Source organism: Brachybacterium sp. P6-10-X1 (assembly GCF_001969445.1).
Classification (GTDB): domain Bacteria; phylum Actinomycetota; class Actinomycetes; order Actinomycetales; family Dermabacteraceae; genus Brachybacterium.
In genome coordinates this window covers 1,798,754-1,817,715 of the sequence record NZ_CP017297.1, presented here as the reverse complement: position 1 = coordinate 1,817,715, position 18,962 = coordinate 1,798,754, and the positions used below count along the sequence as shown (strand labels likewise).

Genomic DNA, 18,962 nt, shown 5'->3' with positions numbered 1-18,962 from the left:
TCGGAGCCGGACCGACCGTCCTCGCGCGCCCCTACACTCGATCCATGAGCTCCTTCCAGGACGTGGTCGTGCTCGAGCCCCGGGCGGTCCCGCTCGGCGGGCCCCGCGGCATGACCGTGCACCGCACGCTGCCGGCACGCCGGACCTCGCTGATCGGCGCCTGGTGCTTCGCGGACCACTTCGGGCCCGACGACGTCTCCGAGAGCGGGGGCATGCGGGTCGCCCGCCACCCCCACACCGGCCTGGCGACGGTCTCGTGGCTGTTCGAGGGCGCGATCACCCACCGCGACTCGATCGGCAGCCATGCCCTGGTCCGTCCCGGCGACGTGGACCTCATGGTCGCCGGCTCCGGCATCACCCACTCGGAGTTCTCCACCAACGACACCACGATCCTGCACGGCGTCCAGCTCTGGTACGCGCTGCCGGACCGGGCACGGTTCCGCGACCAGGAGTTCGCGGTCCACACCCCGTGCGAACGTGCGACGACGACCGCACGGGTGCGGGTCGGCCTGGGCCGCTTCCGGGCGGCCGACGAGGTCGGCGCCGTGCTCGAGGACGTCAGCCCCCTGGTCACCGACACCGCGCTGAGCATGGTTCAGATCGACGTCGTCGCCGGGCACTGGCTGCGCATCGAGCTGGATCCCGCCCACGAGCATGGCCTGCTCGTCGACCGCGGCAGCGCGCACCTGCGCCCCGGCGAGCACGAGGCGCGTGCGCAGCGCGGCGACCTGGCCCTGCTGCCCGACGGCGCCGACCACCTCGTGCTGCGCGCCGAGGGGGAGGAGGACCTGCGGGTGATGCTGCTGGGCGGGGAGCCGCTCGAGGAGGACATCATCATGTGGTGGAACTTCGTCGGCCGCACCCACGAGGAGATCGAGCAGTTCCGGGCCCGCTACCAGGCCGAGATCGGCGTCGAGCTCGCCCTCGAGGACGCCCCGATCGCCGAGATCGCCCGCGCGCGCGGCGGCCTCGGCCCGGACGACGAGCAGTTCGGCCCCTTCGCCGCCCACACCCCGGCGGCCCTTCCCGCCCCGACGATGCCGAACGGGCGCCTGCGCTCCCGCGGACGCGTCGGCCACCCCGCTCCCTGACCGAGGACCTGATGACCCATCCGCACGACGAAGCCACGGCCGGCGCCGCCGGCACCACCGATGTGAACACCGTCGGTCACCTCGGAGCCGCCGAGGTGCCGAGCACCGACGACACCGCGCGCACCGCCGATGCCCCGAGCGGGCCGGACCAGACCGACCGCGTGATCCTGCGGACCGCCGCCGAGGAGGGCGGGCCGGGCGGGCCCGGCACCGTGCTGGTGGTCGACGACGTCACCGGCGAGCTCACCGCCGCCGCGCTGGACCGGCGCGGGGGCGGCGGGGCCGTGGTGTCCTGGGCGGTCTCGCATGCGACCACCCTGGCCCTGCGCGCCCGCTTCTCCGAGGAGGTCACCGCGGGCCACCTGGAGGTCCCGGGCGGCGACCAGCCCGCCTCTCTCGCCGAGATCGCCGCCGCGTCCCGTCCGCACCTGGTCATGATGCGCCTGCCGAAGTCGCTCGCCGATCTCGAGCACCGCGCCGTGGAGATCTCCCGGGCCGGGGAGGTCACGGTGGTGGCCGGAGCGCGCGTGAAGCACATGACCCGCACCCAGAACGTCGTGCTCGGCGGCGTCTTCGCCGAGGTGCGCGCCTCCCGCGGGCTGGGCAAGTCCCGCGCCCTCGTGGCCGCCGCGCCGCGTGAGGAGCTGTCGCCGCTCCCGGTAGGCCACGGCGTCGCCCACCTCACGATGCTCGGGACGCGCTCGGCGCTCGAGCTGCGCGGGATCGGCGGGGTGTTCAGCGGCGCCACGGCCGATGCCGGCAGCCTTCTGCTGCTGGAAGCGCTGGACCGGCATCTGGTCGGCCGGACGGAGACGGAGGCCGCACCGATCGCCCGGGCGATCGACCTGGGCAGCGGCAACGGACTGCTGACGGCCTACCTCGCTGCGGCGCTGCCGGCGGCGCACGTGCTGGGCAGCGACGACGACGCCGACGCGGTCGCCTCGACCCGGGCGACCCTCGATGCGAACGGTCTGGACCGTGAGGACACGGAGGTGGCCTGGGACGATTCGCTGTTCCGGGTGGCCGACCGCAGCGCCGACCTGCTGCTGCTGAATCCACCCTTCCACGACGGCACCGCGGTCGACGCGACCCTGGTGCAGGGGCTGCTGGACGCCGCCGCCCGCGTGCTGCGGCCCGGCGGCGAGCTGTGGTTCGTGCACAACTCCCACCTGCGCTACCGCACCGAGGTGGAGCACCGCGTCGGTCCTGTGCGTCAGCGGGCCCGGGACCGCCGCTTCACCGTGCTGTCGGCGCAGCGGGTCTGAGGAACCGCCCGCACGGTCGGGCACGACGTGCTCCGTCGGGCGTGGCCCGTCCCGTCGGATGCGCGGCCTGCTCCGTCGGATACGACATCAGGCACCCTGTTAACCGGTGCGCGCCCACGCACCGGTCCCCAGGGTGCCTGATCGAGTGGTGCGTGGCGGTGGACGGTGCCTGCGGGCCTGTGGGGCCCGCCCCCCATGGTCGGGCCGCTCAGACGACCAGGCTGCGCAGCACCGAGGTGAACATGCCCAATCCGTCGATGCCGGTGCGGGTGCCCGCCCCGGGCTCGTCGGGGCCGAAGCCGGTCTCGACGGCGTGCTCGGGATGGGGCATCAGCCCCACGACGTTGCCCTCGGCATTGGTGACACCGGCGATGTCGTGCCGGGATCCGTTGGGGTTGGACTCGAAGCCGGCGGGGCCGTGGGTGGCGCCCGCGGTGTAGCGGAACACCACCCGCTGCTCGGCCTCCAGCTCGGCGAGCGTCCGCTCATCGGCCACGTACTGGCCGTCCTGGTTCTTCAGCGGGATCCGGACGACCTGGTCCAGCTCGTACTCGGTGGTCCAGGCGGTGCGGGTGTTCTCGACCCGCAGCGGCTGATCGCGGCAGAGGAATGAACGGTGCGAGTTCTTGATCATCGCCCCCGGCAGCAGATGCGTCTCGCACAGCACCTGGAACCCGTTGCAGATGCCGAGGACCGGCATCCCGCCCTTGGCGGCGTCGACCACCTTGTCCATCACCGGGGCGAAGCGACTGATCGCCCCGGCACGCAGGTAGTCGCCGTAGGAGAAACCGCCGGGCAGCACGATCGCCTCGACGTCCAGCAGATCGTCCTCGCCGTGCCACAGCGCGACCGGATCGCCCCCCGCCAGGCGCACCGCCCGCAGGGCGTCGCGGTCATCGAGCGTGCCGGGGAAGGTCACCACACCGATGCGCATCAACCCCGGCCTCCCTCGACCTCGAGGGCGGTGACGTCCTCGATCACCGGGTTGGACAGCAGGGTGGTGGCGGCGTCGCGGAGGTTCGCGAGCACGTCGTCGGTGACCTCGCCCTCCACCTCGAGCTCGAACCGCTTGCCCTGGCGCACGGAGCTGATCCCCTCGAATCCCAGGCGGGGCAGCGCCGCGGCGACGGCCTTCCCCTGCGGGTCGAGGATCTCCGGCTTCGGCATGACATGGACCACGACGCGGGGCATGGGGCGCTCTCCTGGAGGACAGCGGCCGCTCGCGGGCGGCCGGACGGGTGCGTTCTGCAGGACGGGACGGGAGGGATTCCCGGGCTCACCGACGATCTCGGTGCCGACCCCGGCCATCGTACCGAGAAGCGGGGGCCCGGCGGGGGAGTGCCCATCGCGGCAGTCCCCTGCGTCCCGAGGGTCCTGTGCGGAGGGGCCCCGAGCGCCGATCGACCGAGGATCGTTCGCTCGATGCCATCTCGATGCCCTCTCGATGCCATCGGGACCGCCGTGGATCGGTCCTCACTGTCGCAGTCAGTGGCAGAATCTCCCGGGTGTCCGATGACATCACTCCGGCCGGCCGTGCGGGCACTGCCTCTCACGGTTCCGATGACGATGCACCTCCCGAGGTCTCGCGACCCGGGGTCGTCCATCACCACCACCAGCACCGCCAGCTGGACCATCGCGGTATGCCCCGCACGCAGGGGCCCTTGCCGGCGGCCATGGTCGGTGCGCTCGGCGTGGTCTTCGGGGATATCGGCACCAGTCCGCTGTATTCCCTGCAGACCGTCTTCAGTCTCCATCACAACGCCGTCTCTCCCACCCCCTCGGATGTGCTCGGGGTGGTCTCCATGGTCACCTGGTGCCTGCTGATCATCATCACCGTCACGTACATCGGGCTGATCCTGCGGGCCGACAACCAGGGCGAGGGCGGGATCCTCTCGCTGACCGCGCTGGTGCTGCGCAAGCTGAGCGTCGGCCGGGGGTCGGTCCGCGCGAGGCGTCTGTCGCGCTGGTCCTGGGAGTGATCGGCGCCGCGCTGTTCTTCGGTGACTCACTGATCACGCCGGCTATCTCGGTGCTCTCCGCCTTCGAGGGCATCGAAGTGGCCGGGTCCGTGCCCAACGCCGTGATTCTGCCCGGCACCCTGATCGTGCTCACGGTGCTGTTCGCCGTGCAGCGCTGGGGCACCGGGCGCATCGGGAAGTCCTTCGGCCCCGTGATGGTGGTGTGGTTCGTGACCCTGGCCGCGATGGGTCTGCCGCACCTGCTGGCAAACCCGACGATCTTGCGCGCGCTCTCCCCGCACTACGCGATCATCTTTCTCCTCGACCGACCCTTGGTCGCCTTCATCGCGCTGGGCGCAGTGGTGCTGACCATCACCGGTGCGGAGGCCCTGTACGCCGACATGGGCCACTTCGGGCGCCGGCCGATCGCGCTGGCGTGGGCTTGCCTGGTGCTGCCGGCGCTGCTGCTGAACTACTACGGGCAGGGCGCTCTGGTCCTCGCGCACCCCGAGACGATCGTCAATCCGTTCTTCTCGATGGTTCCCGACTCGCTCCGTGTCCCCCTGGTGGTCCTGGCCACGTGCGCCACGGTGATCGCTTCACAGGCGGTGATCTCCGGTGCGTTCTCGGTCTCGCGGCAGGCGACGCGGCTGTCACTGCTGCCGCGTCTGGGCGTTCGCCAGACCTCTCGAGAGCACGGAGGACAGATCTACGTGCCACGGGTGAACCTGCTGCTGTTCGTGGGCGTGATCGCGCTGGTGCTGTCCTTCCGCCGCTCGGAGGCGCTGGCCGCCGCGTACGGGGTTGCCGTGACGACCACGATCATCCTGGTGCTGGCGCTGTTCCTGCTGTACGCCTTGCGGATCCGGCGCTGGTCGCTGTGGCGGGTGGTGGCGATGGCGGTCGTTGTCGGCGGACTCGAACTGGTGCCCCTGGCCGCGACGATCGTGAAGGTCCCCGCCGGGGGCTGGCTGCCCCTCGCGGTCGCCGCCGTGCTGACCACGATCATGCTCACCTGGAAACGCGGCTCGCGGATCCTGTTCGGCCGTCGCCGGGACATGGAGGGACCCGTGGGTGACTTCGTCACCGGTCCTGCTCGCTCTGCGCAGAGGGTCCCGGGGCTCGCGGTCTACCCGCACGGTGACCCGACGACCGTGCCGCTGGCGCTGCGCACCGGCGTGGAGATGAACCGGGTGATGCACGAGCACGTGGTGATCGTGACGGTGAAACACATGGGCGTCCCGCGCGTGCACCATGAGGACCGGTTGGTGCTCGATGTCCTCGGAGACCCCGCCGATGGCATCATCCACCTCACCTACCGTGTCGGATTCCTCGACTCCCAGGACGTGCCGGCCGCCCTGCGCGCCGCCGTCGCCCAGCGCCGCACGGCCGACGTCGAGGACTCGACGGACGCCGCAGGACACGATCACGAGACCACGGACGACACCGAGATCGTCGGAGGCGCCGATGTCAGCGCCGACGCCGGTGAGACCGAGAGCGTCAGCAGCCCTGAGGGCGCGGATGCGCGACCGGACTCGGACGGCGCCGCGTCTCCTCGTCCCGTGCCCGAACTCGACGTCGACCCCGAGGCGGCGATCTACTTCCTGTCGGTGTTCCGCATCGAGCCCGGCCAGGACAAGAGCATGCCCCGCTGGCAGAAATCCCTGTTCCGTCTGCTGGAGAGAGCCTCGGCCAACCGCACCCAGGTGCTGCACCTGCCACCTACCCGCACCGTCGTCATGGGCGCAGAGACGGAGCTGTAGCCTCACCCCTCCCCGCGTCCCCGTCCCGCCATCTTTCGTGCAGCGCGCCGAGGGCGCTCGGGTGGCGGATACGCGGATCAGGACGGCCCCTTGAGCCTCAGGTGGAGCAACGGGTACGGCCGACCGGCCTCGTCCGTCTCGCTGCGACCGACGACCTCGAATCCTCGGTGCGCGTAGAAGCCCGCAGCAGAGACGTTCTGCTCGTTGACATCCACCTCGGTGACACCGTGCTCCGTGATCGCATGGCCGAGAAGCGCCGTGCCGATTCCACCTCCACGGTGCGCCGCGTCCACGAACAGCATCTCCAGATTCCCGTCGAGAGCACCGGAGAATCCCACCGGTTGACCATCGAGCTCTGCGACCGAGAGGGTCACTGCCGGGAAGTAGTCGGACTGCAGGTGACTCTCGATCTCGTGGCGGTGAGCGTCCGCGAGGAAGTCGTGCGTCGCCTCCACGGCGCTGCGCCAGATGGCAACGAGTGCGGGATACTCCGCAGCCCCGGTCGACGGCCGAAGACTCAGAGCGGGCATGGCGGGTTTCTCTCGCGACGACATCAGGGAATCATCCCAGAGAGCACGCGATGGCAGGCGCCCGCGCAGCCGTCGTCTGTCGGGCAACACGCTCTGGGCGTCCGGGGCGATCATCGGTTCTCTCAGGTCCGGGCACGTCGCCCAGACGTCGACTCGGGCCTCACTCGCGTCTGCAGACGCTTCGGGCGCGGCCGGGCGCTCTCCGCCACCCACTGCGAGCAGCAGGCGAGGGGCGTTCCTCGCTCACGGACTCTCCGTGTGGCCCGTCCCGGACGGGCTGGTGTCCGCAGGCTCAGGAGCGGATGAGGCGGGCGATGGCGTCGCTGGCTTCCGTGAGCTTGATCTCGGCTGCGTCGTCACCGAGTTTGGCGGCGTCGAGGACGCAGTGCTTCAGATGGTCGTCGAGCAGTCCCGTCGCCACGCCCTGCAGAGCGCGGGTGAGGGCGCTGACCTGGGTGAGGATGTCGATGCAGTACTTCTCCTCGTCGATCATCCTGGAGATGCCGCGGGCCTGTCCCTCGATGCGGCTCATGCGTCGGAGGTACGCCTGCTTGTCGCTGATATAGCCGTGCTGATGCTCGCCGCCGGCCACGGGATCCTGCTCATCTGCGGTGGTGGCCGGGTCGCTGTCGGCGCAGGGGGACTCGGCGAGGAGATTCTCGCGGCCGTTGTCCGGGGCAGCGCTGTCGGCGGTGGTGCAGCAGCTGGTGGTCTCGGTGGTCATGACGGGTTCTCTTCCGGTGGCGGGAGGTGCGGGGCGGGGTTACTTCGTGGTGCTCGTGAAGCCGCGCAGGCGGAGGCTGTTGCCGACGACGAACACGCTGGAGAACGCCATCGCTGCCCCGGCGAGCATGGGGTTGAGCATGCCGAGCGCTGCGACGGGGATTGCGGCGACGTTGTAGGCGAAGGCCCAGAACAGGTTGGTCTTGATCGTGGACAGGGTCCGGCGTGAGAGGCGGATCGCGTCGACCGCTGCGCGGAGGTCCCCGCGCACCAGGGTGATGTCGGCCGCTTCGATGGCGACGTCGGTGCCGGTGCCCATCGCCATGCCGAGGTCGGCCTGGGCGAGGGCGGGGGCGTCGTTGACGCCGTCGCCGACCATCGCGACGACCTTCCCCTCGTTCTGGAGGCGGGCGACGACGTCGACCTTGTCGGTGGGCAGGACCTCGGCGATGACCTGGTCGATGCCGACCTCGGCAGCGATCTCGCGAGCGACGGCCTGGTTGTCGCCGGTCAGCAGCACCGGCGTCAGGCCCAGCTGCTTGAGCTCGGCGATGGCCTCGGCGCTGGTGGGCTTGACGGTGTCGGCGACGACGAGGATGCCGCGCGCCCGCCCGTCCCAGCCGACCGCGACGACGGTCTTGCCCTCACGCTCGGCCCGGGCCTTCGCCTCAGCGACTCCGGAGGAGAGGTGCTGGGACTCTTCGGCCAGCAGCGACTCGCGGCCGACGACCACGGTCGCGCGGTCGACGCTGCCGCGCACGCCCTTGCCCTCCATGTTCGTGAAGCCCTCGGGAGTCGGCAGTGCACCGACCTCTTCGGCCGCGCCGCGGGCGATGGCCCGGGCGATCGGGTGCTCGGAGGCGTTCTCGAGCGCGCCGGCGCGGCGCAGCAGCTCGTCGCGGTCCACGCCGGGCTCGGTGATCACGTCGGTCAGGGTCATCGTGCCGCTGGTGACGGTGCCGGTCTTGTCGAGCACGACGGTGTCGACCGTGCGCGTGGACTCCAGCACCTCCGGGCCCTTGATGAGCACGCCCATCTGCGCGCCGCGACCGGTGCCGACCAGGAGCGCGGTCGGGGTCGCGAGGCCCAGGGCGCAGGGGCAGGCGATGACGAGCACCGCGACCGCGGCGGTGAACGCGGCCGCCGCCGGGAATCCGGCGCCGAGCCATGCCCCGAGCGCGATCACCGCGATGACGATCACGATCGGGACGAACACGCCGGAGATCCGGTCGGCAAGGCGCTGGACCTCGGCCTTGCCGGTCTGGGCGTCCTCGACGAGCTTGGCCATCTGGGCGAGCTGCGTGTCCGAGCCGACTCGGGTCGCCCGCACGAGGAGACGTCCGCCGGCGTTGAGGGTCGCACCGGTGACGGCGTCGCCTTCGGCGACCTCGACCGGGACGGACTCCCCGGTGAGCATCGAGGCGTCCACGGCGGAGGTGCCGGAGGAGACGGTCCCGTCGGTCGCGATCTTCTCCCCGGGCCGGACGACGAACTCGTCGCCGACGGCCAGCTGGGAGGTCGGGATCTTCACCTCGGCGCCGTCGCGGAGGACGGCCACCTCTTTCGCGCCGAGCTCGAGCAGAGCGCGCAGGGCGGCGCCGGCCTGGCGCTTGGATCGCTTCTCGAAGTAGCGGCCGGCGAGGATGAACATCGTGACCCCGGCCCCGACCTCGAGATAGATGTTCGCCGCCCCGTCGGAGGGGGCGATGGTGAACTCGAAGGGGTGCGTCATGCCGGGCTCGCCGGCCGTGCCGAAGAACAGCGCGTACAGCGACCACAGCAGCGCGGCGGAGGTGCCCATCGAGATCAGGGTGTCCATCGTGGCGGTGCCGTGCTTGAGGTTCGCCCATGCGGCTCTGTGGAACGGCCACGCCGCCCACACGATCACCGGGGCGGCCAGGGCGAGCGAGAGCCACTGCCAGTTCGTGAACTGCAGCGCCGGGATCATGGCCATCGCGATCACGGGGACCGTGAGCACGATCGCCCCGATCAGCCGCTGCCGCAGCGCGGTCAGCTCCGGATCGGCGTCGTCGTTCGCGGCGTCGCCCGACGGGCCGCCCTCATCCGTCGGCGGGGCGGGGGGGGCGGCGGTGTACCCGGTCTTCTCCACCTCGGCGACCAGGAGCTGCGGGTCGTACCCGTCGGGGGCGGTGACCTTGGCCTTCTCGGTCGCGTAGTTGACCGTGGCCGAGACCCCGTCGAGCTTGTTCAACTTCCTCTCGATCCGGTTCGCGCACGAGGCGCAGGTCATCCCGCCGATCTCGAGCTCGATACCGGCGTCCGCGATCGCGGGGGAGTGGGTGCTCACTGCATGCCCTTCCTGTTCTCTGCCACGGCGACCCGGGCGTGGGCCGTCAGTTCGTGCGCCGGCGGTTCACCGCGCGGGCTGGATCTCGCTCTCGAGGACCCATTTGTGGTTGGTCATCGTCATGTCGTCCGTCGCGAGGTCGACCATGTAGACGGTCTCCTGGGTGGAGTGGTCGATCGTCGCGGTCGCGCCCTGCATGCCGGCCATGTGACCCGCCTCGAGCACGACCTCGGTGCCGTCGGGCAGCGGTGGCTGACCGGGGCTCTCCAGCTCTTCGTGGACGACCCACTTGTGGTCGGTCACGGGTTCCCCGCCGGTGGTGGGGGTGAAGCTGACCGAGTAGGCGGTCGTGGTGAACGCTCCGGAGATCGTGGCCTCGGCGCCGTTCATGCCCGGCATGTGATCCGCGGTCAACCTCACCGTCGTGCCCAGGGGGTAGGCGGGGTTCTCGGCGGCTTCGATGCCCTCGGGCGGCGCCCCGCCGTCGGCGGGATGGTCGTACCCGGTCATGCCGCCGGCGTCCTGCTGGTCCTCCCCATGCGTGTCCATCGGTGCGTCTCCCGTGCCGTGCTCGTTCGTCCTGCTCTGCTGCGTCCATGACTCCACGGCGCTGTCGGGGACGACGGCGCCGGCGGCCCCGAAGGCTGCGCCGAACGCCACCACCAGTGCGGACCCGTAGAGGCCGAGCCTGGTCCCCGTCCTCACGAGATCCGCTCGGCCGTGTATCCGGCCTCCTCGACCGCGGCCAGGACCTGCGCATCCTCCAGTGTGTCCTCACCGTTCACGGAGAGCCTGCCGGTCTGGGCGCTGACCTCGATGCCGATCACGCCGGGAACCTCGCCGACCTCTTCGCGCACCGACATCTCGCAGTGCCCGCAGGTCATCCCGGTCACCTGGTACTCGCTGACTGCCATGTTGCGTCCCTTCCTCGTCGCATACCCTCCAGGGGTATCTCGGTCACCTCAACCGTATACCCCTCCTCGGTATTCCATCAAGGGTGTGCGGAGGGTCTCTCCGTGCCGCCCGCGACGCGGGAATGGTACCGCCCAGGGGTATATCGTTCGTATACCTCCATCGGGTATGGGATGGTGGTGGTCGCGCCCTGAGCGTCACGCCCGAACGTCCGCGCGGCGGGGCTCGTGTTCTTCGAGCGGGAGATCACCCTCGGGGCGAGAACGCAGCCGACCGACGACGCCGACCACGACGCGGCGAGCCGTCGCTGTGAACTCATCGCTCATCGAGCCGAGTCCGAGATCACGATCGTTCCGGCTCGGCACGATGATGGCGTCACCGTGACGTGTACCCCATGAGGCGGATCCGTCGCAGAACTGCCGTGTCGGAGTCAGTGCAACAGGGATGACTGCGGTCGCGTAGCTGTCGCGCCGGGTCTGCCTCAGTGCGACGGGTCTGTTCAGTTGAGGTGGCGGTGCTCGAACCCGCGGCTGCGGGCACGCCTGCCCTGCACACTGCGACATTGCGCCCTCATCCGTTCATGCAGGGCCTGTTCGCCGTGTCGAGCATCGTGCGATCGGCGCGCGTCCTTCCCGCTCCTTCGAGAGCGTCGCTGGCGAGAACGCCCTCGCCTTCCGGGGAGTATGAGCCGCCCGCGGCTCACGCCACTTCGGCGAGATGGCGGATGACGTCGGCGGCCGGCACCGGAGCGGCACGACGCCATCCGGTTCCGGCCCACAGATGCAGCCGGTCCGCGTCGCCGGCCTTGTTGGCAGCCTGGCGCATCGACCGGGTGAGGTGGTGGACGGCGGGGTAGGCGTCGATGCCGTGGGGGTGTCGATCAGTGAACCCATTGCGCAGTGCTCGCGCCGGACGACCAGTGAACGCACGGGTCAGGACGGTCTCGCTGAACGTTGGGTCGGCCAGGGCATCCCTGTGCGTGGCCGAGGTTCCGGCCTCCTTGGCGCGCAGGAGCAGCGTCCCGACCGCGACGGCCTCCGCTCCAGCCTCCAAGAGGGAGCGGACGGCCTGCGGGCCGTCGACCCCACCGGCTCCGATGGCCGGGAGGTCAACGGCGCGGAGCACCTCTCGCACCAGTTCGTCGCTCGCGAGCGGCTCAGGTGTGCGGCGGGGATCGAAGGTCGCGGAATGCCCTCCGGCCGAGGAGCCCTGCACGATCAAGCCATCGACGCCTGCGTCGCGCGCGAGCAGCGCTTCGTGCGGGGTCGTGACCGTGGCCAGCACCCGGCTGCCCGCCGCCTGCAATGCTGCGATGTCGGTAGGGTCTGGAAGGCCGAACGTGAACGACACAGCCGGTACAGGCTCGCTGATCAGCAGGGCGAGCTTCTCGCCCCACCGATCGTCGTCGGTGAAAGGCTCCGAATCGATCTCGAGTCCGTACACCGAGGCCTCCTGCCGCACCTCCTCGGCGTATTCCACGAATGCGCTCGCATCAACGCCGTCGCGAGAGGGCACGAACAGATTCACCCCGAACCCGGCCCCCAGCCGCCGGACCTCGCGGATCTCGTCCTCCAGAGCCTCTGCGGTCTTGTAGCCGCCGGCCAGGAAACCGAACGCGCCGGCTTCGATGACGGCTCGGAGCAGCTCAACGGTGGTGGGCCCACCTGCCATGGGGGCAGCGACTATCGGGAGCGGTGAATCGAGCAACGGCACGGTTGCTGACCATCCTTTCGAAGACTGGGGGCGGTCGAGTACAGCACACGCCGAGAGTCGCGCGAGCCGCTTCGCAGCAGCGGCTGTCGCCACCTGCGAGCGAACCCGCGGACGAGACCGGCCGGCTGGAAACGCTACTCCTCGATGGCCACTGCTGTGCGGGGCAGAAGCGGCACGGCGAGGAGGCACAGAGCGGCAACGGCAAGGATGACGACGAGCGTGGTCGTCATCGCAGTGACTGCCCCACCGGCGAGATTGCCGATGAAGATTGTGGTGACGAGTGCCGACCCCATACCGTTCGCGACCTGCTGGATCGCGCTGAGCGAGCCGCTGGCCGAGCCGGCTTCCTCAGGCCTCAGATTGCCGAGAGCCGTGTTGAAGACCGAATTGAAGCTGATTCCCGCTGCGATCCCGATGAGGCCGGTCGCGATGAGGTTCTGCCACCACGTCACCTGAACTCCGGAACCGAGGACGAAGAGAAGCAGGGCCCCCGTGCCGAGGACGGTGGTGAGCATCCCGATGAGCACGAGGCGCCGCCCGAGCTTCAGGATCAGGGCGTTTGCGACTCCGGAGCCGATCATGATGCCGAGGGTGAGCGGTATCAGGTTCACGGACGTCTCGGTCGGGGTGTAGCCGAGGCCGAGCTGGAAGAAGAGGCTGATGACGTACATCAGCCCGCTGAAGCTCGCGAAGACGCACAGCCCGACGACGAGGCCGGAGGTGAAGCCCCGGTTGGCCAACAGGCTGCGGGGGAGAAGCGGCTCTGCCGCTCGAGCCTGCCGCCAGCCGAACAGTGCGAGGAGCAGGACCCCGACGATCACGCTGCCGATGGTGACCGCGTTCCACCCGTCGGAAGAACCGGTCACGAGCCCGAACAGGAGGCCGAACAGGGCGAGGGCGAGCAGGACGCTGCCGAGCAGGTCGATGCGGGTCGAGCGGTCAGCGGGGACGCTGGGCAGGTATCGGAGGGCGAGGATCAGTGCGAAGCCACCGAGGATGATGTTGATGAGGAAGATCGGTCGCCACCCCAGCCCGAGCAGATCCGCATCGATGAGGATGCCTCCGAGGACCGGCCCCCCGACAGCGAAGACACCGAGCATCGGCGCGAACACGGCGAACGCCTTCTGCAGCATCGGCTTGGGGAACGTGGCGGCCATGATCGCCATGCCCTGTGGAATCAGCAGTGCCCCAAACGCGCCCTGCACGACCCGAGCGGCGATCAGCACGCCGGCAGAGGATGAGAACCCGGCGAGTGCGGATCCAGCGATGAAGCCGATCAGCCCCACCAGGAACGTGCGGCGCTGACCGAACTTGTCGCCTGCGCGGCCGCCGAGGACGAGCAACGACCCCAGCGCGAGCGCATAGGACGCGCCGAGCCACGGGATCACGCCCTCGCCCACGCCAAGCTCTTTCACGATCGAGGGGGCGGCGATGTTAGCGATCGTCGCATCCATCAGATCCATGGCATCTGCGAGGACGACGACGATGAGGGTGAGCCAGACGGCTCGTGTGGACAGCGATGGCGCTTCGGCAGCGGTGGTCATGGGAACTCCGATCTACAGGACGAGCGTGATCGTAACGAACATGTTCGTCACGATCAAGATCGTCACTTGGTAGCATCGTTGGAATGGCGGCACATACACCCATCAGCAGGCGAGAGCGCCCTGCGAAGCCTGCCCTCTCACGGGAAGCGATCGTCGAGGCTGCACGCCGCGTCCTGGAGCGAGAGGGCGCGGACAAGCTGACGATCCGCCGTGTCGCCGACGAACTCGACACGGGGCCCGCGTCGCTCTACGTCTACGTGAAGAACGTGACTGTGTTGCACGCCCTCCTCATCGATGGGCTGCTCGCGGACCTCGACCTCATGTGGGATGGCGTGGAGCCCTGGCGCGAACGTCTGCACCGCGCGATCACGGACTACATCGGTCTCCTCACCGAGCACGCGAACCTCGCTCGTTCCGCGATGTTCGTGTGGCCCGATGGACCCAACTACCTCAGCCTCATCGACCTGCTCCTGCGGCTGCTGGAATCCGCCGGGGTCGAGGCGAGGGCCGCGGCATGGGGCATTGACCTCCTGCTCCAACATGCGAGCACGATGGCTGCGGAGTGGGCGGCGCGGTCGGCAGGCACCGGCCAAGAGATCGACGAACTCGCAGCCACGCTCGCTGCGGCGGACCTCAGGCGCCACCCGGCCCTCGCTGCCTTCGATACGGAGCTGTTCACGCAGGGGACCCCCGAGGGACGCCTTCGTTGGGCGCTCGACATCCTGCTGGAGGGCATCCTGCATCATCGTTGCTGAACGGGGAGCCCCCTCGTTGCGCTTCAGGAAGTCATGCAGATCCCGCTGATGAGGAAGTCGGTCCTGCGGTCGACGTCTTCGCGCGGGGCCCGACGCGGCTATGTTTCAGCGCGATCGCGCTGTACATCGCCAGGGCCTGGAAGTCGCCAGGTGTCACTCCGGCAGCCAGGATTCCGGCGGTGTGGCCCTCCCTGACGAGGTCTGCATGGAAGGCCTCTCCGGCGCGGCAGAGCGCCATGGGCGACTCCGACTCCGGGAACTCCTGCGGCAGGACGCCGTTCGCTGCGGGAAGCGTGTGCTGCAGGCTTCGAACCGCGCGCACCTACGCACTGATCCGTTCTTCGATCCCTTCGATCGCTCGGGCCCTGGCGACGTTCCCGGCGGCCCGCAGCGCCCATTTCTCGCGCCCCGACCTCACGCTCGCCCGGTTGCTCGGCGGGGCGCCGCGCAGCATCACTGATCAGCTCGCAGACCGGATGGCCAGCCGATTCTCGGTGCCAGGCGCGGCGCGGCGGCTCCCTTCACTCGATCGTCCTCACTGGGTCTCTCAGTCCTAGGCAGAGCAGAGCCCGCTATGGGCGGAAATCGCCCCGCTGACCACGGGACAGTGGAAGCACTCACTACCGAGAGGACATCCCATGACCTATCCCATCGGCCGCCCTGCCTCCTGGGTCGTCACCGGCGCCTCGCGCGGACTCGGGCTCCATCTTGTGAAGCACCTCCTGAATCATGGCGACCAGGTCACGGCGACCACTCGCTCCCTCGAACGGCTGCTCGCCGGACTTGCAGAGGTCGACACGACGAGGCTGCTGGCGCTGGAGGTGTCGCTGGCTGACGAGACCCAGGTCGACGGCGCGATCGCCCAGGCGACGGAGCGCTTCGGGCAGATCGATGTCGTGGTCAACAACGCCGGTTACGGCATCCTCGGCGCTGTCGAGGAGACCAGCACCGAGGCCGTTCGCGCCATGATCGACGTGCAGCTGATCGGCACCTGGAACGTGATCCGCGCCGCCCTCCCCCGGATGCGCGCCGCGAGAAGCGGTCACATCCTCAACCTCTCCTCGATCGTCGGGCTGGTCGCGTTCCCTGGCTGGGGGCTGTACAGCGCGGCGAAGTTCGCCGTCGAAGGACTGTCCGAGGCGCTGGCTGCAGAGGTCGCCGATCTTGGCATAGGCGTCACGATCATCGAGCCCGGATACTTCGACACCTCCTTCCTGACCGACGATTCCCTCGCGCTGACCGATGCCTTCACGGACGCGTACCCGGCCATTCGAGAGATGATCGCAGCGCATAAGGCGATGTCGGGCACCCAGCCCGGCGATCCGGCCAAAGCGGCCGAGGCGCTCGTCGCGATCGCTCAACGCGAGAGCGGTCCGCTGCGCCAGCAGCTCGGCTCAGATTCCTCGGATCTCGCCGAGAGCAAGGCCGACTCGCTGAAGGCAGAGGTCCTCACCGGCCGCCGGCTCGCGCACAGCACGGATTACGTTCGTTGATCTGTCTGGATGGCCGACGTTCCGGCGTGGCGTGGCGCCGGCCACCCTCCTCGGCCCGGCCTGGGCCGCGAGCTCAGCGGCCCGTTGGTGGAAGGATGGGCACATGAGCACGCCGCACCACGAGCTGGGCGAGTTCCTCCGCCGCGCACGCGCCAGCCGCGAACCCGAGCAGACCGGGCTGCTGCCTGACGGACGGATCCGGCGCGTGCCCGGCTTGCGCCGGGAAGAGGTCGCCCTGCTGGCCGGGGTCTCCACCGACTACTACACGCGCCTCGAGCAGGGCAGAAAGCTCACGCCGTCGACCCAGGTCGTCGACGCGCTGATCCGCGCGCTCGATCTCGACGAGGCGGGCGAGGTCTACCTTCACGCCCTCCTCGATGCCGCCAGCGCTCCCGCCACCCGCACGCGCCCTATGGTGCAGCGCGCGCGGTCGGGGCTCCACCAATTGCTGGACTCCTTCACGACGCAGCCAGCGCTGATCCTGGGGCGACGCACGGACGTCCTCGCCTCCAACACCCTTGCTCGAGCCCTGTTCGCGGACTTCGATTCGATGCCCGCCTCTCATCGCAACTACGCCCGCTGGATGTTTCTGGACGAGGGTGCTCGGAGCCTGTTCATCGACTGGGAGGATCAAGCTCGCAACGCAGTCGAAGCACTGCGTCTGGACTCCGCCTCGGCGTCCGACGACCGGGGCCTGCACGAACTCGTCGGAGAGCTGTCCATCGCGAGCCCCGAGTTCCGGCGCTGGTGGTCCGCACACCGCGTGCATCAGCGCACCCATGGCGTCAAACGACTCGACCATCCCGTGATCGGCGAGGTCTCGTTGCAGTTCGAGAGTCTGTCTCTCCCTGGCGACGCCTCGCAGGTGCTGTACATCTACACGACCGAGCCGGGCAGCGATTCGCAAGCGGCGCTCGCCCTGCTCGCGAGCTGGATCCAGAAAGCCCCGTCGAAGGCGTGTGCACACCGGAAGACAAGTCCCGGTCAACGCACACTCACGACAGCCGTCCAGCTGTCGCTCCGGGGTATACCCCAGCGGCGCACCCAGTCCTCGACGTCGCCACGGTCCAGAGCAGGGTCCTCGCCGGGCATGTCGTGACGGATCTGTCTGCCGTGCAGCGCTGACCACCTCGACGTGACGTCCGGAGGACCGGTTCCCCGGTCGACCGGGCGCCGGTGGCACGAGATGCGATCGCTGCTGTGCGTGAATCAGCCGGAGAATACTTCTCCCTCGAACGATGCCGGTCCTCGGCCCCTTCGCACTGATGCCTGCGTCCGCTGATGCCTGCGTCCGCCGATGCCTGCGTGCCCCGAGCCCTCGCGTCCCGAGGCGAAGCGCGTTAGGTTCGACGTGTCCGAGTCCACCGATGCCGGAGGCAGCGATGAAGATCCGTCACCTCGTCCATTCCTGCCTGCTCGTCGAGACCGCCGGGAGACGACTCCTGGTCGATCCGGGCGGCTTCAGCGGGCAGGCCGTGCGGGCGCTGGGCCTGGGGATCCTCGGCGGCCTCGACGCCGTCGCGATCACCCACCAGCATCCCGACCACCTCGACCGCGCCCTGTTGGCCGAGGCGCTCGCCGCGAGTCCTCGGGCGATCGTGATCGCCGAGCCGGAGACCGCGACGCAGCTGGCCGAGCCGGCCGAGGACGCCCCGGCCATCGGCAGTGAGCGTCTGCTCCCGCTGAGCGCCGGGGTCGCCCACGAGTTCCCGCCGGTCGGCGAGGACCCGGCCCTGAGGATCAGGGCCGTCGGCGGCCAGCACGCGATCATCCATCCCGACATCCCCCGGGTGGGCAACACGGGCCTGGTGCTCACCGCCGGGGACGGCCCACGGCTCGGCATCACCGGGGACTCCCTCGAGCCGGTCCCCGAGTTCCACGGGATCGACGTGCTCGCCTTCGCGGTCGTCGCGCCGTGGTCGAAGATGTCCGAGACCATCGACTTCCTGCGCAGCGTCCGCCCTGTCCTCGCCCTGCCCGTGCACGAGGCGATCGCCAGCGACGTCGGCCGACCGATCTTCCTGCGCCAGTCCACGAACCTCGCCCCCGGGAGCACCGAGGTGCGCGACTGGCCGGCCGACGGCGTCGTCGAGATCCCCGCAGGCTGACGGATCGTCATGGGACGCGACGACGCCGTGGAACTCGCCTTCCGGGCGGTGCAGCGGGCCCGGTTCCTGCCCGAGGACCAGCGCGATCGGGCGGACCAGGACGCTCCGCTCCCCATCGGCCACGGCCAGACGAACTCGCAGCCCTTCACCGTCGGAGCCATGCTCCGGTTGCTCGACGTCCCGCCCGGCGCCAGGGTTCTCGACCTCGGATCCGGCTCGGGGTGGACGACGGCGCTGCTCGCGCACCTCGTCGGACCCGACGGGAGGGTGATCGGCGTGGAGCGCCAGGAGGCGCTCATCGAACCGTCGCGACAGGCCCTCCTCGCCGACGACACCGCGGGCGTGGCGGAGATCCGGCTCGCCCGCCCGGGTGTGCTGGGCGCCCCAGAGGACGGCCCCTACAACCGGATCCTGGTCTCCGCCGAGGCGCGGCAGCTCCCGGACGACCTGGTCGAGCAGCTGGCCGACGGCGGGGTGATGGTGATCCCGGTGGGCCCCACGATGCGCCGCGTCGAACGCCGAGGGGACGAGCTGCGGGACACCGAGCACGGAGCGTTCCGCTTCGTCCCCCTGGTGGAGGACTGACGAGAGCTGACGAGGACTGACGGGGCGCCGGCGGCTTCCCGGTCGCAGCGGCGGCGGACGGTCTGTGCGGCGCGCTCCGGCCGGCGGTTACAGTGGCCGTGTGCACGGGAGCCCGGTGAGCCGGGCTGAGAGGGAGTACTCCGACTCCGACCGTAGAACCTGATCCGGATCATGCCGGCGCAGGGAGTCTCCGCAGGGCGAGAGCCGCTGTGCG

General features: G+C 69.9%; 18 protein-coding genes and 1 riboswitch. Of the genes, 9 read left to right on the top strand and 9 right to left on the bottom strand.

Annotated features, from left to right (window positions below; all coding sequences use genetic code 11):
* Window positions 1–44 precede the first annotated feature (44 nt).
* Window positions 45–1,091: a pirin family protein gene (locus BH708_RS08310; protein WP_076808030.1), complete on the top strand. Its 1,047-nt coding sequence runs from the start codon at window positions 45–47 to the stop codon at window positions 1,089–1,091.
* Between the two features lie 11 nt (window positions 1,092–1,102).
* A complete protein-coding gene (locus tag BH708_RS08305; RefSeq protein ID WP_083713396.1) occupies window positions 1,103–2,356 on the top strand; it encodes a methyltransferase in 1,254 nt (417 codons plus the stop codon).
* 208 nt (window positions 2,357–2,564) lie between these two features.
* On the opposite strand, the gene purQ is transcribed toward BH708_RS08305, so the two are convergent.
* Both purQ and purS read right to left on the bottom strand, forming a co-directional pair.
* Entirely contained in the window at window positions 2,565–3,290 is a 726-nt protein-coding gene (gene purQ / locus BH708_RS08300; RefSeq protein ID WP_076808029.1) for a phosphoribosylformylglycinamidine synthase subunit PurQ, read from the bottom strand.
* Entirely contained in the window at window positions 3,290–3,547 is a 258-nt protein-coding gene (gene purS, locus BH708_RS08295) for a phosphoribosylformylglycinamidine synthase subunit PurS (protein WP_076808027.1), read from the bottom strand. Before purS ends, purQ begins: the two co-directional genes overlap by 1 nt.
* Before the next feature lie 449 nt (window positions 3,548–3,996).
* On the opposite strand from purS, the gene BH708_RS19810 reads away from it, so the two are divergent.
* Window positions 3,997–4,335 (top strand): KUP/HAK/KT family potassium transporter, encoded by a 339-nt coding sequence (locus BH708_RS19810; RefSeq protein ID WP_157236112.1) that lies wholly within the window; start codon window positions 3,997–3,999, stop codon window positions 4,333–4,335.
* Window positions 4,332–6,077 carry a KUP/HAK/KT family potassium transporter gene (locus tag BH708_RS08285; RefSeq protein ID WP_253705524.1) on the top strand — a complete coding sequence of 582 codons (1,746 nt, stop codon included), beginning with the start codon at window positions 4,332–4,334 and terminating at the stop codon, window positions 6,075–6,077. Before BH708_RS19810 ends, BH708_RS08285 begins: the two co-directional genes overlap by 4 nt.
* A 77-nt stretch (window positions 6,078–6,154) precedes the next feature.
* On the opposite strand, the gene BH708_RS08280 is transcribed toward BH708_RS08285, so the two are convergent.
* From BH708_RS08280 to BH708_RS08250, 7 genes are all read right to left on the bottom strand, one after another.
* Window positions 6,155–6,721 carry an acetyltransferase gene (locus BH708_RS08280; RefSeq protein WP_253705523.1) on the bottom strand — a complete coding sequence of 189 codons (567 nt, stop codon included), beginning with the start codon at window positions 6,719–6,721 and terminating at the stop codon, window positions 6,155–6,157.
* Window positions 6,722–6,899: 178 nt separating this feature from the next.
* A complete protein-coding gene (locus BH708_RS08275) occupies window positions 6,900–7,199 on the bottom strand; it encodes a metal-sensitive transcriptional regulator (RefSeq protein ID WP_076811004.1) in 300 nt (99 codons plus the stop codon).
* A gap of 171 nt (window positions 7,200–7,370) precedes the next feature.
* Window positions 7,371–9,638 (bottom strand): heavy metal translocating P-type ATPase, encoded by a 2,268-nt coding sequence (locus BH708_RS08270; RefSeq protein WP_371329997.1) that lies wholly within the window; start codon window positions 9,636–9,638, stop codon window positions 7,371–7,373.
* 66 nt (window positions 9,639–9,704) lie between these two features.
* On the bottom strand, window positions 9,705–10,343 hold the full coding sequence (locus BH708_RS08265; protein WP_253705522.1) for a YdhK family protein: 639 nt from the start codon (window positions 10,341–10,343) through the stop codon (window positions 9,705–9,707).
* On the bottom strand, window positions 10,340–10,552 hold the full coding sequence (locus BH708_RS08260) for a heavy-metal-associated domain-containing protein (protein ID WP_076808020.1): 213 nt from the start codon (window positions 10,550–10,552) through the stop codon (window positions 10,340–10,342). Before BH708_RS08260 ends, BH708_RS08265 begins: the two co-directional genes overlap by 4 nt.
* A 697-nt stretch (window positions 10,553–11,249) precedes the next feature.
* Entirely contained in the window at window positions 11,250–12,263 is a 1,014-nt protein-coding gene (locus tag BH708_RS08255) for a nitronate monooxygenase family protein (RefSeq protein WP_256386312.1), read from the bottom strand.
* A gap of 134 nt (window positions 12,264–12,397) precedes the next feature.
* Entirely contained in the window at window positions 12,398–13,807 is a 1,410-nt protein-coding gene (locus tag BH708_RS08250; protein ID WP_076808017.1) for an MFS transporter, read from the bottom strand.
* Between the two features lie 83 nt (window positions 13,808–13,890).
* Between BH708_RS08250 and BH708_RS08245 the strand changes: the two genes are divergently transcribed.
* The 5 genes from BH708_RS08245 (at window position 13,891) to BH708_RS08225 (ending at window position 18,748) form a co-directional block, all read left to right on the top strand.
* Window positions 13,891–14,562, top strand: coding sequence for a TetR/AcrR family transcriptional regulator (locus BH708_RS08245; RefSeq protein ID WP_076808015.1), 672 nt, complete (start codon window positions 13,891–13,893; stop codon window positions 14,560–14,562).
* 638 nt (window positions 14,563–15,200) lie between these two features.
* The gene (locus BH708_RS08240) at window positions 15,201–16,055 is read left to right on the top strand and encodes an SDR family oxidoreductase (RefSeq protein WP_076808014.1); all 855 of its coding nucleotides are present in this window, start codon (window positions 15,201–15,203) and stop codon (window positions 16,053–16,055) included.
* Between the two features lie 103 nt (window positions 16,056–16,158).
* Window positions 16,159–17,154 carry a helix-turn-helix domain-containing protein gene (locus tag BH708_RS08235; protein ID WP_083713390.1) on the top strand — a complete coding sequence of 332 codons (996 nt, stop codon included), beginning with the start codon at window positions 16,159–16,161 and terminating at the stop codon, window positions 17,152–17,154.
* Window positions 17,155–17,437: 283 nt separating this feature from the next.
* The gene (locus tag BH708_RS08230; protein WP_076808012.1) at window positions 17,438–18,163 is read left to right on the top strand and encodes an MBL fold metallo-hydrolase; all 726 of its coding nucleotides are present in this window, start codon (window positions 17,438–17,440) and stop codon (window positions 18,161–18,163) included.
* Window positions 18,164–18,172: 9 nt separating this feature from the next.
* Entirely contained in the window at window positions 18,173–18,748 is a 576-nt protein-coding gene (locus tag BH708_RS08225) for a protein-L-isoaspartate O-methyltransferase (RefSeq protein ID WP_076808010.1), read from the top strand.
* A 94-nt stretch (window positions 18,749–18,842) separates the two neighbouring features.
* A riboswitch (TPP riboswitch) is annotated at window positions 18,843–18,952 on the top strand.
* The last annotated feature ends 10 nt before the right edge of the window (window positions 18,953–18,962 follow it).

What these genes read in the sequence shown, in the direction of transcription:
- BH708_RS08260 (WP_076808020.1), bottom strand. Translation starts at nt 10,552, where the DNA reads ATGGCAGTCAGCGAGTACCAGGTGACCGGGATGACCTGCGGGCACTGC.
- BH708_RS08240 (WP_076808014.1), top strand. Translation starts at nt 15,201, where the DNA reads ATGACCTATCCCATCGGCCGCCCTGCCTCCTGGGTCGTCACCGGCGCC.
- BH708_RS08235 (WP_083713390.1), top strand. Translation starts at nt 16,159, where the DNA reads ATGAGCACGCCGCACCACGAGCTGGGCGAGTTCCTCCGCCGCGCACGC.
- BH708_RS08245 (WP_076808015.1), top strand. Translation starts at nt 13,891, where the DNA reads ATGGCGGCACATACACCCATCAGCAGGCGAGAGCGCCCTGCGAAGCCT.
- BH708_RS08225 (WP_076808010.1), top strand. Translation starts at nt 18,173, where the DNA reads ATGGGACGCGACGACGCCGTGGAACTCGCCTTCCGGGCGGTGCAGCGG.
- BH708_RS19810 (WP_157236112.1), top strand. Translation starts at nt 3,997, where the DNA reads ATGCCCCGCACGCAGGGGCCCTTGCCGGCGGCCATGGTCGGTGCGCTC.
- BH708_RS08280 (WP_253705523.1), bottom strand. Translation starts at nt 6,721, where the DNA reads ATGATCGCCCCGGACGCCCAGAGCGTGTTGCCCGACAGACGACGGCTG.
- purS (WP_076808027.1), bottom strand. Translation starts at nt 3,547, where the DNA reads ATGCCCCGCGTCGTGGTCCATGTCATGCCGAAGCCGGAGATCCTCGAC.
- BH708_RS08305 (WP_083713396.1), top strand. Translation starts at nt 1,103, where the DNA reads ATGACCCATCCGCACGACGAAGCCACGGCCGGCGCCGCCGGCACCACC.
- BH708_RS08230 (WP_076808012.1), top strand. Translation starts at nt 17,438, where the DNA reads ATGAAGATCCGTCACCTCGTCCATTCCTGCCTGCTCGTCGAGACCGCC.
- BH708_RS08250 (WP_076808017.1), bottom strand. Translation starts at nt 13,807, where the DNA reads ATGACCACCGCTGCCGAAGCGCCATCGCTGTCCACACGAGCCGTCTGG.
- purQ (WP_076808029.1), bottom strand. Translation starts at nt 3,290, where the DNA reads ATGCGCATCGGTGTGGTGACCTTCCCCGGCACGCTCGATGACCGCGAC.
- BH708_RS08310 (WP_076808030.1), top strand. Translation starts at nt 45, where the DNA reads ATGAGCTCCTTCCAGGACGTGGTCGTGCTCGAGCCCCGGGCGGTCCCG.